We start from the raw sequence: 13674 nt of genomic DNA on the forward strand, positions 1-13674 counted from the left end.
TAAAAATAGTGTTAAAATTTAATTTTTCCAACAAGCATATCTTTAAACATTACCCAATCTCCCCACAAACTGTAAAAAGGGTGTTTAAAAGTAGCTGGGCGGTTTTTTTCAAAAAAGAAATGCCCAATCCACGCAAACCCATACCCAATAACAGGTAATAGCCACAATAAACTGTAGTGTTGTTTTAATAATGCTACTGCGATTACAGCAAGAACAAGTGCACTTCCTATAAAATGTAAGCGGCGGCAAATCACGTTGCGGTGCTCTTTTAAATAATAAGGATAGAAGGCTTTAAAGCTTTTAAATGTGGGGTTTGTACTTTGCATTGTGTGCTCTTTTATTGTTTTTTATTTTATGAGGGTAGTGCTATTAAAGCGTAAGTTTACATTTGTTTACAGCGATAAATGACGCTTAACGCATCTAAATAGACAAAAGGGCTAAAAGTTAATAACTTAGGCGCACTATTAATAAATAAGAATGGAACTCAGGATGTTTAAACATACTCTAGCGTGTGCTGTAATTGTAGCGCTTAGCGGCTGTTCAGAGCCAACTAATACGGTAACTCAAGAAGAAGTAAAAGCACCTATGAAGCAAGTTAACGCAGTTATATACCCAGAAACAAAAAAAGGCGATGTCGTAGATACCTACTTTGAAGAAGCGGTTAGCGACCCATACCGTTGGCTTGAAGATGACATGAGCAGCGAAACTGCCGATTGGGTTAAAACGCAAAACAATTTAACGTTTTCTTATTTAGAACAAATACCTTATCGCGATAAATTAAAGCAGCGCCTTGAAAAACTAATGAACTACGAAAAAATAGGCCCTCCTTTTACTGAAGGCGATTACACCTATTTTTATAAAAACGATGGTCTGCAAAATCAATATGTTTTGTACCGCAGTAAAGATGGCGGCGACGTAGAAGTATTTTTAGATCCAAACAAGTTTAGTGACGATGGTACGACGTCTATGTCGGGTTTATCGTTTTCAAAAGACGGCTCATTACTCGCTTATCAAATATCTGAAGGTGGTAGCGACTGGCGTAAAATTATAGTTATTGATGCACATACTAAAGAACAAGTTGAAGAAGCGCTTGTTGACGTTAAATTTAGTGGCATAGAGTGGCTTGGCAACGAAGGTTTTTATTATTCAAGTTACGAAAAACCTAAAGGCAGTGAGCTTTCGGCTAAAACAGATCAGCATAAAGCGTATTACCATAAGTTAGGTACTGCTCAGTCAGCTGATAGTGTTGTATTTGGTGAAACTGATGCGCAAAAACATCGCTATGTAGGCGCTGATGTAACTCATGATGGTCGATACTTACTTATTTCAGCTAGTACATCTACCTCAGGCAATAAGCTGTTTATAAAAGACTTAACAAAGCAAAACAGTGAGTTTGTAACGGTTGTTGGAAATACTGATTCAGATACATCAGTGATTGATAACGAAGGCAGCAAGCTGTTTTTAGTTACTAACCTTAATGCACCAAACAAAAAAGTAGTGACGGTTGATGCAAGCAACCCAAGCCCAGAAAATTGGGTTGATTTAATTCCTGAAACCAAAAACGTACTAAACCTTACAAAAGGCGGCGATACCTTTTTTGCAAACTACATGGTTGATGCGATTTCGCAGGTAAAACAGTACAACAAAAAAGGTGAGCTAATTCGCGAAATTACATTGCCAGACGTAGGTACAGCACGCGGTTTTGGCGGTAAAAAAGATCAAACAACGCTTTATTATTCGTTCACTAACTACAAAACACCAGGTACTACTTATACGTTTGACGTAACTACGGGGGAATCGGGTGTTTATCGTAAGTCGGCTATTGATTTTAATAGTGATGATTACACGTCTGAGCAGGTGTTTTACACATCAAAAGACGGTACTATAATACCGATGGTAATTACCTATAAAACAGGCATTAAGCTTGATGGTTCAAACCCTACTATTTTATACGGTTACGGTGGTTTTAATATTAGTTTAACGCCAAGCTTTAGCCCAGTTAATGCAGTATGGCTTGAGCAAGGTGGTGTATACGCCATTGCTAATATTCGCGGTGGTGGTGAGTACGGTAAAGACTGGCATAATGCAGGCACTAAATTGCAAAAGCAAAATGTGTTTGACGACTTTATTGCTGCGGCTGAGTACTTAAAAGATAAGAAGTACACCTCTAAAAAACGCTTAGCACTTCGCGGTGGATCTAACGGTGGTTTGTTAGTTGGCGCAGTGATGACGCAGCGCCCAGACTTATTTCAAGTTGCTCTTCCTGCTGTAGGTGTACTTGATATGCTGCGCTACCATACATTTACTGCGGGCGCTGGTTGGGCATACGACTACGGCACCAGTGAGCAAAGCAAAGAAATGTTTGAATACATTAAAGGTTACTCACCACTTCATAATGTAAAAGCAGGTGTTGAGTATCCAGCCACTATGATCACAACTGGCGATCATGATGACCGCGTTGTTCCTTCGCATTCGTTTAAGTTTGCAGCTGAGCTTCAAGCAAAGCAAACAGGTAATAACCCAACGCTTATTCGCATAGAAACCAATGCGGGGCATGGTGCAGGTACTCCAACGAGTAAAACAATTGAGCAGTACGCTGATATATTTGGTTTTACGCTATATAACATGGGCGTAGAGTCGTTATAAAAGCGCTTTAACAAAATAGCTAACTTAATAGCTGAGCAAAAGGCCGAGTAAATTTAATTTACTCGGCCTTTTTAAATTGGCACTATTGTTACTGCATAGGTGAAAACAATCGTTGATACGTTTTATAGGCGTATTCGTCGGTCATGCCGCTTAAGTAATCGCAAATTATACGCATCCCTTGGTTTTGCTTTTGCGCTTCTATGTATTGTGCTTGTGTTGTTTCGGGCAATAAACGCAGCGGATCGCTCGCAAACGCGGTAAATAACTCTATTAGTAAGTTTTGACCTTTGAACTCTATTTGCTGCATTTCGGGGTCGCGTATTAAACGTTGAAACACAAAATGCTTCAGTATTTGCAACACACTGTCGTATTGGGCATCTAATTTAGCGGTGTACTTTAAAATAGGGCATTCAAAGTTATCGTTTTGAATATCCAAATGTATATGAATAATAAAGGTATTAACCAGCTCACCTATGGCATCTTTTCGCTCATAATCATTTTTTGAAAACAAGCGCTGGGTCAGCGATTCAAGCATGGTGTTTAACCAGTCAAAGTTAAGTGCTTTTAAATGAGGTAAAGCATGAGTTTGCCAATCGTCTAATGTGAGTACGTGGGTTGCAATGGCATCTTCTAAGTCGTGTACCGCGTATGCTATATCGTCGGCATGCTCCATTATGGCGCTGTCGAGCGATTTATAGGTTGTTTTAGCGCGGTACTTATCAATTGCAGCGTGGTTGCCAAGCAACGTTTTATCGTTTTGACTCAGTGGTTCTACTATCCAATTGAATATGGTTGCATCGTCGTTGTATAACCCTTTGGCAGGTCGCCAATCATCAGCTTTAATAAATGCACGACCGGTTTTTGCATCGGGAATGGTATGCCAAAGCGTATTAATAAACGCGGGGTATTTTATAAATCCTAATAAAGTACGACGAGTTAGGTTCATACCGTGGCCATTACTGTAGGGCTCAAGTTTTGCAACTATGCGCAGTGTTTGTGCGTTACCCTCAAAACCACCGTGATCGCGCATCATGTAATTTAGCGCTATTTCACCACCATGGCCAAAAGGCGGATGGCCAATATCGTGCGCCAAGCACAATGTTTCGAGCAGTCCAGTTGATGGAAAGTGCGTAAAGTCGCTATGTTGCGCTTTTAAATGGCGCAATATGCCGGTACCAATTTGCGATACTTCTAAAGAATGGGTAAGGCGAGTGCGGTAAAAGTCGTTTAGGCCAATGCCCATAATTTGGGTTTTAGCTTGCAAACGCCTAAATGCAGCTGCATGAATAATACGCGAACGATCGACCTGCCACGGCGAGCGGTTATCGTTAGGACGATGTTTATATTGCTCTATTATTCGGCTTTGCCATTGTTTATCCATACTGCTTACTCACACATAGTTAATATTATTAAACTTTGCTCAGTATACCCATGGACTTATAAATTGCGAATGAACAAATGCACTACTTTTCGTTATTCGCGTTTATAAAGTGGCTTAGGTATAATGTGCCTTCGTATGCTTGTGTATTAACCATGCATAATTAGTTGTTTGAAAGAGAGAATACATGCTAAGAATTATTTTTCAGTTTTTGTTAACCGTATTTTTTGTATGGGCGCTTGCATATCCGTTTATACAAAATGATGATGTTGAACTAGATGAACAAACGTCAGAACAACCAAAAAAAGTGAAGAAAAAAGAAAAACCATTACATAATGTAAAACTGCCAAAGTTTTCAGAATTTAGTGATGTTAAAGAAAAAAAACATGCATTTTTTAGCTTTATTCGTCCGCACGTTGAAGCCGAAAACAAAAAAATATTACAGCAACGCGCTAAGCTTGAAATAGCACGCATGATGCTACAAAACGAATTACCTTTAGAAAAAAAGCAAAGTAAAGATGTTGCAGCAATATTAAAGTCGTACGGTTTACCAGCCACAATTGATACGCTAGTGCTTACGCAAGCACTACGCCGTGTTGATATAATTCCTAAAGAATTAGCGCTTATGCAAGCTGCAAATGAATCTGCGTGGGGCACATCGCGTTTTGCGCGTATTGGCCTTAACTTTTTTGGTCAGTGGTGTTACACAAAAGGTTGTGGCATGGTACCAAAACGCCGTAATACTGGAGCTGCACACGAAGTTGCTGCGTTTAAATCGGTAAGAGCGGCTATAAACTCTTACTTTAAAAACATAAATACGCATCCTGCTTATAAAGATTTACGCGCAATTCGGGAAAACTTACGTCTTGAGCAAAAACCAATTTTAGCGACTGAACTTACACACGGTTTAATGTCTTACTCTGAGCGCGGTGAAGCGTATATAGAAGAGCTAAACACGATGATTAGCCAAAATAGAGCCTACTTTGATGAATAAATACATTTTTAATTGCACCAACGCCATTGCGTTAGTGCTGATGGGCATGAGTGCATTTAATGTTAATGCCAGAGAATTTGTGATGTCGTATGACGGCTTTTATGACCGATTAAAAGTGGTTAACAAAGGCGATTTTCAATATGCGCGAGTTAACTTTTATATAAGTGATATAGCAACTAACGAAGCATGTGCCATTAAAAACGGTACTATTTTAACTGAAAAAAACGAGTACCCACTTAACTTTACCGATAAAGCACAGCTGCTATTACCGTTCGATAAGCAACTTGATAGCGATAAAGCGGTGATTGTTATTCAACCACAAAACCCAGATCATGATTGCCAATTAAAACTTCAAATAGAAGCAAACGAACTTGAAGATTTAACGTTTTCAAAGCAGTCGTTATATACCATTAACGAAGAACTTGATGAGCTGTTAACTGATTTGTCGGGCTTTTTTGTAAGTAAATTAATGTGGTTTTTATTACCAGAGCAAAAGGGCGTGGCGGTTACATTTWAAAGCCCAATGCAGTTTGATGATAAAAGCATAACGTGTGAAAAGTCGGTGTGTTATTTTGCAGTTGAAGATAGCTGGGAGGATGATACCGCGTCACTTGGTGATATATCGCAGGTTATTAAAGTAACGCCTTGGATTGTTAAGTGATCAGCGTTTAGCTAAGTAGCTTACATATAAAAAGCGGCATGTAGCCGCTTTTTTTGTACCCAAATAAGTAATCGCTTTTAGTCTTTATTTAATAAGTGGTGCAGATGAATCGCGCTGCATTAAAGTAGGTTCAAAAAAGCGATTTATAACAAGGTTTTTATTTTGATAAACATCTTTAAGCACTAATTTAGCTGCCATTTCGCCCATTTTCCCGACAGGATTATCTATGGTCGTGAGTGTAGGGTACAGGTAGTTTGCAAAAATAACGTTATCAAACCCAACAATCGATAAATCGTTTGGTAAATTATAACCGTGCTCTCGAGCATATTTCATAGCACCAGACGCCATTTCGTCATTGGCGCACACCAGCGCAGTAAAGCTGAGCTTTTCATCAATAAAATGTTTTAAGCCTTTACTACCACCGGTTTCGTTAAAGTCGCCAATATAAAAAAGCGCAGGATCAAATTTAATACCAGCCTCTGCGAGTGCTTGTTTATGACCCTCTAAGCGGTTAAAAGCATCGGCTTTAAACTGCGGGCCTGCAATGTACGCTATTTCTGTATGGCCTTGATTTAATATCGATTTAGTCGCTAGGTAGCCACCTAATTGATTATCTAGGCTGATACAGTTATCTTTTAGTTGTTCTACGTAACGGCTCATTAAATAAACGGGCGTAGAGCCTTGGCTTAGTTTTATTAGGTAGTCGTCTGAAACGGCTTCTACGTGCAAAATAATAGCATCGCAGCGTCTGCTAATTAAAAACTCAATGCCTTCTTGTTCTTTGTCTTCTTCACTGTGGCCGGTGGTAATAATAACGTGTTTACCCGCAGCACGAAGCTCCGACTCAATACCTGCCATCATTTGGGCAAAGAAAGGACCATGTAACTCAGATACTAAAATACCGACACTGTTAGTACAGTTAGAGGCTAAAGATTGCGCTATTGAGTTAGGCTTGTAGCCAAGCTGCTCCATGGCATCAAGCACTTTTTGTTTGGTTTTATCGCTTACACGGGTATTTTTGTTCATCACGCGAGAAACGGTGGCTAACGATACGCCCGCAAGCTCTGAGACTTGATAAATTGTTGCCATGTTATTTGTTCACTCGCTTATCCTTAACTACTTCGGCTAAATAATACCTTAGAGTATATATCTTAACTAGCTGTTAGTTTAGATTGAATATTTTCAACAACCTGATTAGTCAGTGTATATTTTTTCATTATGTAGGCAACAAATAAAGATCCAAAAGCAGGTAACACAGTAAATGAGAGCAAAATACCGTGTTGAGTATCAATAGTTTGTACTACATCAGCCTGATAGCTATAAAAAGATAACAACCAGCCTGCAATTGCGCCGCCTACTGCCACGCCCATTTTAATAAAAAATATGACACCTGAATAAACTAAACCGGTAATGCGTACACCAGTTTTTTCATGCCCGTAATCTATAGTGTCGGCCATTTTTGCCCACAACAGTGGGGTAGCCATATCTAAAAAGAATTTCCATAAAATAAAGGCGGTAAATGCCAGTACTAATTGATCTTCACTAATAAAGTAGCTAAATCCGCAAATAGCGGCAGCAATAACTTGTAAGCTTATATAGGCTTTTATTTTACAAAAGCGCTTTGCAAGCGGTTGAGCTAAAGCACACCCTAGCATGCTTGCTGCAACGCCTAGAGTCATGAAGAGGGTGATTAAATCGTCTCGACCTAAATAGTATTTTACGTAGTAAACAGCAAGCGTAAGCCTTAATACTTGACCGGTAAGTAAAAAGAACGCAGCTAAGCAAAGCGTTCGCCATTGATCGTTTTTAATTAATGCTTTAACACTTTGTGTAAAAGGAATGTTTTGCTCTTTTGGCTGTTGTATACGCTCTTTTGTGCCTAAAAAACAAAGTAAAAACAGTACAAATCCTAAAATGCTCATTGCAGTCATTGTGTATTGATAGCCCTTGGCTGCATCGCCTTGGCCAAAGTACTCAACCATTGGCATAGTACAACCCGCTACTATTACACCGCCTAACATACCAAATACAAAGCGGTAAGACTGAATAGTCACGCGCTCTTTTACGTCGCTTGTAAGTACACCGCCCAGTGCACAATAAGGAATATTGATAGCGGTGTAAGCCACCATTAGCAGTGTGTAAGTAGTAAAGGCGTAAACTATTTTATCGGTGCCTTCTAAATTAGGCGTAGTAAACGCTAAAATACTAATAATGGCAAAAGGAAGTGAAAGCCAAAGTAGGTAGGGGCGAAAGTGCCCCCAGCGAGTATGTGTTTTGTCAGCAAGGTTGCCCATTAATGGATCGGTTACGGCATCAAAAATACGTACTGCTAAAAACATAGTACCGACAACAGCGGGTGATAAACCCACTACGTCTGTGTAGTACAGCATTAAAAACATCATAACTGTTTGAAAAATAATATTACTGGCGGTGTCGCCTAAGCCATACGCTATTTTTTCTTTTACACTGACCATGATTATTTATCCCGCTTTATACTTGTTTTTAGTTATGGGTATATTCTTATCTTTTAGAGATGAGTTCTTTATAAGCTAAGCCACTATTTTTGATAGTGCGTTGCTGAGTTTTATAATCTACATACACAATACCAAAACGTTTTAAATAGCCTTCTGCCCATTCAAAGTTATCCATTAAGCTCCAAGCAAAGTAGCCATGTATAACAACACCTTGCTCAACCGCATTATGAACCGCGTTTAAATGAGTATTATAATAACTTAAACGGTCTAAGTCGTTAACTTCACCATTATTATACGTATCGGGCATTGCTGCACCATTTTCGGTTATATAAATAGGCGGTAAGGTATATGTTTTATTAAGCGATACGAGCAGGTCGGTGAACGATTGCGGGTAAATTTCCCATCCCATATCAGTGAGCGGACCCTTAGGTGCAATAGGCTCATAAATGTCAGTAGGGTGCGCTTTATAAACTTGGCGGGTATAAAAGTTAATACCTAAGTAATCAATAGATTGAGAAATTAATTCCATATCGCCTTCAAAAATCTCAGGCTGATGGTTTAATGGTAATTGATTAATTATATCAGGATATTGGCCATCAATTATTGGTTTGATATACCACTGATTAAGGTAATCATCTGCAAATGCAGTGGCTTTTAAGTCTTCATCACTTTGAGTAAGGCTATAACACGGCGTAAAGTTAAGCACTATGCCATTTAAAGTATTAGGCGAGTTTTGCTTTAATACGCTCATAGCGAGTCCGTGGGCTAATAATAAATGATGCGCTGCTTTACGACCATATTCTTTACCCACTTTACCTGGGGCATGAATACCAATTTCGTAACCTAAAAATGCACTACAAAATGGTTCATTCAATGTGGCATAAGAGTGAACGCGATCGCCAAAGGCTTTAGTAATTAAATTTACGTAATGTTCGAAAGCGTAAGCTGTTTGTCTGTTTAGCCAACCGCCTTCATCTTCAAGGTGCTGCGGTAAATCCCAGTGGTACAAAGTAACAAAGGCTTTAATATTGCGACGTTTTAGCTCATCTAAAATATCAGTATAAAACTTAACGCCTACAGGATTTAACTTTCCTTCTTGGGTCATCACGCGCGGCCATGAAATAGAAAGCCTGTAAGCATCTACGCCAAGTGACTCAATAAGGTCTATATCATCACGCCAAAGGTTATAGTGATCGCACGCGGTATGACCGTCTGAGCTATCGACTATTTTATTGGGTGTATCGCAAAAAGTGTCCCAAATACATGGGAGACGATCTTGTGATCCGCCTTCTATTTGAAAAGAAGCCGTAGCCACACCGTATACAAAGTTTTTAGATAAAAGCGGTGAATGGGGTGGTAGTGATAATTTTGTCATTAATAACAAACCTTTTGTTAGTCATTTACAGAGAAATCAGCTCTGTGTTTTTGCTTAATTAATGCTGTATGCGTGGTACAAAAAATAAAAAGTGTTGAAATATACAGCTTGTTCGTATTTAATTGCATATGAAAGCGCTTACATTTAAGGTTAGTGTTTATTAATTCTTAGGTCAACTCTTTAATGCTTCTGGATGGTTTAAAGACAGCTGAAAACTAAAGCAGAGCAGCTTAAGAATAGATTTATAATAATAAAATACGGAGAACACATGGCAAGTTCAGCACCAGTGACAACACACACACAGTCGCAAAACTATCAGGATAAAAATTACAGTTTTGCATTAACTTCTTTAACAACATTATTTTTTATGTGGGGATTTATAACCTGCCTAAATGATATTTTAATCCCACACTTAAAAGCCGTATTTAACCTAACGTATGTACAAGCCATGTTGGTTCAGTTTTGCTTTTTTGGCGCTTACTTTTTAATGTCACTTCCAAGTGGTTATATAGTTAAAAAGGTGGGCTATAAAAAAGGCATTGTGATTGGATTATTAATTGCAGCGGTCGGGTGTATATTATTTTACCCAGCAGCGTCTTTACATAGTTATCCTGTATTTTTATTCGCTTTATTTGTACTTGCCAGCGGCATAACGTTATTGCAAGTATCTGCTAATCCTTATGTAAGTTTGTTGGGCTCACCAAAAACTGCATCATCTCGACTTACGCTTACCCAAGCTTTTAATGCATTAGGCACCACTGTTGCGCCATCATTTGGTGCTTTGTTGATTCTAGACTCAGCGTCGGATGCCTTTTTAACACCTGCTCAAAATGCAGAGTCAGTTCAACTTCCTTACCTCCTTTTAGCTGCAATGCTTATTTTACTAGCCGGTATTTTTGCTTGGCTTAAATTACCTGACATTATGAGCGAGCAAAAAGCAGAAGCCGAAAACTCAGATGCAATTGAAGGCAGTGCTTGGCAGTATCGCCATCTTGTATTAGGTGCTGTGGGTATATTTATGTATGTAGGCGCCGAAGTGGCAATTGGTAGCTTTTTAGTAAGCTTTTTAGCACAAGAAAATATAGCAGGGCTAAAAGAAAATGTCGCAGCTCATTACATCACTTATTATTTTGGTGGTGCTATGGTTGGGCGTTTTATTGGTGCTGCTGTAATGCAAAAACTACCTGCTGGTAAAGTACTTGGCTTTAACGCAACTATGGCTATTATCTTAGTCATTATTGCCATGAGCACGTCGGGTCAATTAGCAATGTGGTCAATACTATTGGTTGGTTTATTCAATTCTATTATGTTCCCAACTATTTTTAGTTTAGCGTTAAATGGACTTGGTAAGCATACAGCTCAAGGCTCTGGTATTTTGTGTTTGGCGATTGTAGGTGGTGCAATAGTGCCACTTTTACAAGGTGCGCTTGCTGACAGTGTGGGTGTTCAACTTTCGTATGTTTTACCTATTTTATGTTACATATTCATTGTTTTTTACGGCCTAAAAGGCAGCAAACCAGTATTAGTGAAGGAGCCATCATAATGAAAACGACTTTTAAACTTAATGCATTAGCAATTGCAACGTTAGTAGGGAGTGTTACTGCACTAAGCGGATGTACTAACGAAAGCAATGTTGAAAAAGTAAATGTTGAAGCGCAATCAAAGCTAGAGAAAATCTGGCCAAAGCTTTCAATTGCAGTGAAAAAAGACCCTGCTATTGAGGCTCAAATTGTCACGTTTTTAGAAAATATGACGCTTGAGCAAAAAGTAGCGCAAATGATTCAACCAGAAATTCGTGATATTACCGTTGAAGACATGCGTAAATATGGTTTTGGCTCTTACCTTAATGGCGGTGGTGCATTCCCTAATGGCGATAAGCATGCAACGCCAGAGGATTGGGTTGCACTTGCAGAAAAAATGTATCAAGCATCTATTGATGACTCTGTGGATGGCAGCAAAATTCCGACTATGTGGGGCACCGATGCAGTACATGGTCATAATAACGTAATTGGCGCGACGCTTTTTCCACATAATATTGGTTTAGGCGCGGCTAATAACCCAGATTTAATAGAGCAAATAGCGTCTATTACCGCAGTAGAAGTAATGGCTACGGGAATAGATTGGGTATTTGCACCCACTGTAGCAGTAGTACGAGACGACCGATGGGGCAGAACGTACGAAGGCTATTCTGAAGATCCAAAAATTGTTCACGATTACTCAGCAGCGATTGTAAATGGATTGCAAGGTAAAGCCGATGGCGACTTTTTAAGTGATAAGCGCGTTATTAGCACGGTTAAGCACTTTATTGGCGATGGCGGCACCGTTGATGGGGATGATCAGGGAAATAATATAGACAGTGAGCAATCGCTATTTGATATTCATGCGCAAGGTTACGTAGGTGGTTTGTCGGCGGGTAGTCAATCTGTTATGGCGTCTTTTAATAGCTGGAATGGCGTTAAAAATCACGGCAATAAATATTTACTTACGGATGTATTAAAAACACGTATGGGTTTTGATGGTTTTGTAGTAGGTGATTGGAACGGCCATGGGCAAATTAAAGGCTGTACTAACGAAAGCTGCCCAGAAGCGGTAAATGCTGGCCTTGATATTTTTATGGTGCCAACAAGTGCGTGGAAGCCGCTATATGAAAATACAATTGCACAAGTAAAAGCAGGTAAAATAAGTATGAGCCGCATTGATGATGCGGTGGCACGTATTTTACGCGTTAAATTACGCGCTGGGTTATTTGATAAACCAAGTCCGGCTAAGCGTCTTTACTCGGGTAAAACAGAGCTTATTGGCGCGCAAGCGCATCGCGAAGTCGCACGTCAAGCTGTGCGCGAATCGCTTGTATTGCTTAAAAATAAAAATAACCTATTACCTATCGCAGCTAATCAACGCGTACTTGTAGCGGGTGATGGTGCCGATAACATAGGTAAACAGTCGGGTGGTTGGAGTATTACGTGGCAAGGGACTAATAACAAAAATGCAGATTTCCCTGGAGCAACGTCAATTTACAAAGGGCTTGAAGAGCAAATATCTGCAGCAGGTGGAAGTGTTACTTTAAGTGCAGATGGTACGTTTGAACAACGTCCTGATGTTGCCATTGTTGTATTTGGTGAAGAACCATACGCAGAAGGGCACGGCGATAAAGATAACCTTGAGTTTGAACGCGGAAATAAAAAGTCATTAGCACTTTTAAGTTCGCTAAAAGAGCAAGGTATCCCTGTTATATCTGTGTTTATATCAGGTCGCCCTATGTGGGTTAACAGCGAACTTAATGCATCTGATGCGTTTGTAGCTGCATGGTTACCTGGTACAGAAGGTGCAGGTATTGCTGATGTTTTATTAAAAGCGGCAGACGGCACCATTCAAAATAACTTTAAAGGTAAGCTATCGTTTTCTTGGCCTAAATCGGCGGTACAAACTGCGGTTAATAAAGGCGATGAAAATTACGATCCATTACTTCCTTATGGTTTTGGTTTAACGTATGGCGATAAAAACGTGCTAGCTGACGACCTTGATGAAGACTCTAAACTTGATAACTCAGGGCTTACGAGTATGGATATACTTGTTGGTGCTCCTGTAGCACCATGGCGCTTATTGTTAAAGTCGGGCGATGAGCTTCTAGATGTATCAAGTAGTACGCATGAATTTGGTGCAATTAAATACCGTACTGAGGACAAAACAGTACAAGAAGACGCGCGCCAATTTAATTTCAGCGGTGCAGAAAAAGCCAGTGCTGAAATAGTAACAAGCTTTGCAGAAGATACTATTGCCTATGTTGAAGCAAATGGTGTGATTAGCTTTGATATTAAATTAAACGAAGCACTAACGAGCGATGTAGCGCTTGCTATGACTTGCTCGGATGAGTGTGGTGCAAGCATTGATTTAGCAAACGTAGTGGATAAAACCATTGGAAATAAATGGCAGTCAGTATCAATTGATTTAGGTTGTTTTGCTGATAAGGGTGTTAATTTTGCAAACCTAACAAGCCCATTTAGCTTACACAGCGATGGTAAAGCATCAATTTCTGTAGCTAATATTCAGTTTGTGCCAAATAAAGCGGACGAGGCTACACTTTCTTGTAGGTAGTTTACAAACTCTATTGTGTGTATACCAAAGCCCTTCGAATGAAGGGCTTTT

Annotated in this window: 10 protein-coding genes; 5 read left to right on the top strand and 5 right to left on the bottom strand. The window is 39.5% G+C overall.

Features of this window, described 5'->3' with window-relative positions:
• Positions 1-11: 11 nt before the first annotated feature.
• A complete protein-coding gene (locus EU510_RS02475; RefSeq protein WP_149592104.1) occupies positions 12-326 on the bottom strand; it encodes a DUF962 domain-containing protein in 315 nt (104 codons plus the stop codon).
• Between the two features lie 163 nt (positions 327-489).
• Between EU510_RS02475 and EU510_RS02480 the strand changes: the two genes are divergently transcribed.
• Entirely contained in the window at positions 490-2646 is a 2157-nt protein-coding gene (locus EU510_RS02480) for a prolyl oligopeptidase family serine peptidase (protein ID WP_149592105.1), read from the top strand.
• An 88-nt stretch (positions 2647-2734) separates the two neighbouring features.
• On the opposite strand, the gene EU510_RS02485 is transcribed toward EU510_RS02480, so the two are convergent.
• Entirely contained in the window at positions 2735-4027 is a 1293-nt protein-coding gene (locus EU510_RS02485; protein ID WP_149592106.1) for an anti-phage deoxyguanosine triphosphatase, read from the bottom strand.
• A 184-nt stretch (positions 4028-4211) separates the two neighbouring features.
• On the opposite strand from EU510_RS02485, the gene EU510_RS02490 reads away from it, so the two are divergent.
• Together EU510_RS02490 and EU510_RS02495 are read left to right on the top strand one after the other, a co-directional pair.
• Positions 4212-5018: a glucosaminidase domain-containing protein gene (locus EU510_RS02490; RefSeq protein ID WP_149592107.1), complete on the top strand. Its 807-nt coding sequence runs from the start codon at positions 4212-4214 to the stop codon at positions 5016-5018.
• A complete protein-coding gene (locus tag EU510_RS02495; RefSeq protein ID WP_262501181.1) occupies positions 5011-5679 on the top strand; it encodes a DUF2987 domain-containing protein in 669 nt (222 codons plus the stop codon). The genes EU510_RS02490 and EU510_RS02495 overlap by 8 nt, the downstream gene beginning before the upstream one ends.
• A gap of 84 nt (positions 5680-5763) precedes the next feature.
• Here the strand turns inward: EU510_RS02495 and EU510_RS02500 are convergent, their stop codons facing one another.
• The 3 genes from EU510_RS02500 to EU510_RS02510 form a co-directional block, all read right to left on the bottom strand.
• Positions 5764-6768: a LacI family DNA-binding transcriptional regulator gene (locus EU510_RS02500; protein WP_149592108.1), complete on the bottom strand. Its 1005-nt coding sequence runs from the start codon at positions 6766-6768 to the stop codon at positions 5764-5766.
• Between the two features lie 62 nt (positions 6769-6830).
• The gene (locus EU510_RS02505; protein ID WP_149592109.1) at positions 6831-8153 is read right to left on the bottom strand and encodes a glycoside-pentoside-hexuronide (GPH):cation symporter; all 1323 of its coding nucleotides are present in this window, start codon (positions 8151-8153) and stop codon (positions 6831-6833) included.
• A 46-nt stretch (positions 8154-8199) separates the two neighbouring features.
• Complete coding sequence (locus EU510_RS02510) at positions 8200-9528, bottom strand: GH1 family beta-glucosidase (RefSeq protein WP_149592110.1); 1329 nt, start codon at positions 9526-9528, stop codon at positions 8200-8202.
• A gap of 268 nt (positions 9529-9796) precedes the next feature.
• Between EU510_RS02510 and EU510_RS02515 the strand changes: the two genes are divergently transcribed.
• Together EU510_RS02515 and EU510_RS02520 are read left to right on the top strand one after the other, a co-directional pair.
• Entirely contained in the window at positions 9797-11071 is a 1275-nt protein-coding gene (locus tag EU510_RS02515) for a sugar MFS transporter (protein WP_149592111.1), read from the top strand.
• Positions 11071-13623: a glycoside hydrolase family 3 protein gene (locus EU510_RS02520; RefSeq protein ID WP_149592112.1), complete on the top strand. Its 2553-nt coding sequence runs from the start codon at positions 11071-11073 to the stop codon at positions 13621-13623. The genes EU510_RS02515 and EU510_RS02520 overlap by 1 nt, the downstream gene beginning before the upstream one ends.
• Positions 13624-13674: the final 51 nt, after the last annotated feature.

This window comes from Pseudoalteromonas sp. FUC4 (assembly GCF_008370255.1).
Taxonomy (GTDB): domain Bacteria; phylum Pseudomonadota; class Gammaproteobacteria; order Enterobacterales; family Alteromonadaceae; genus Pseudoalteromonas.

Excerpts from the sequence above, each read along its gene's own strand:
- EU510_RS02510 (WP_149592110.1), bottom strand. The coding sequence starts at position 9,528 with ATGACAAAATTATCACTACCACCCCATTCACCGCTTTTATCTAAAAAC.
- EU510_RS02505 (WP_149592109.1), bottom strand. The coding sequence starts at position 8,153 with ATGGTCAGTGTAAAAGAAAAAATAGCGTATGGCTTAGGCGACACCGCC.
- EU510_RS02475 (WP_149592104.1), bottom strand. The coding sequence starts at position 326 with ATGCAAAGTACAAACCCCACATTTAAAAGCTTTAAAGCCTTCTATCCT.
- EU510_RS02490 (WP_149592107.1), top strand. The coding sequence starts at position 4,212 with ATGCTAAGAATTATTTTTCAGTTTTTGTTAACCGTATTTTTTGTATGG.
- EU510_RS02480 (WP_149592105.1), top strand. The coding sequence starts at position 490 with ATGTTTAAACATACTCTAGCGTGTGCTGTAATTGTAGCGCTTAGCGGC.
- EU510_RS02520 (WP_149592112.1), top strand. The coding sequence starts at position 11,071 with ATGAAAACGACTTTTAAACTTAATGCATTAGCAATTGCAACGTTAGTA.
- EU510_RS02485 (WP_149592106.1), bottom strand. The coding sequence starts at position 4,027 with ATGGATAAACAATGGCAAAGCCGAATAATAGAGCAATATAAACATCGT.
- EU510_RS02515 (WP_149592111.1), top strand. The coding sequence starts at position 9,797 with ATGGCAAGTTCAGCACCAGTGACAACACACACACAGTCGCAAAACTAT.
- EU510_RS02500 (WP_149592108.1), bottom strand. The coding sequence starts at position 6,768 with ATGGCAACAATTTATCAAGTCTCAGAGCTTGCGGGCGTATCGTTAGCC.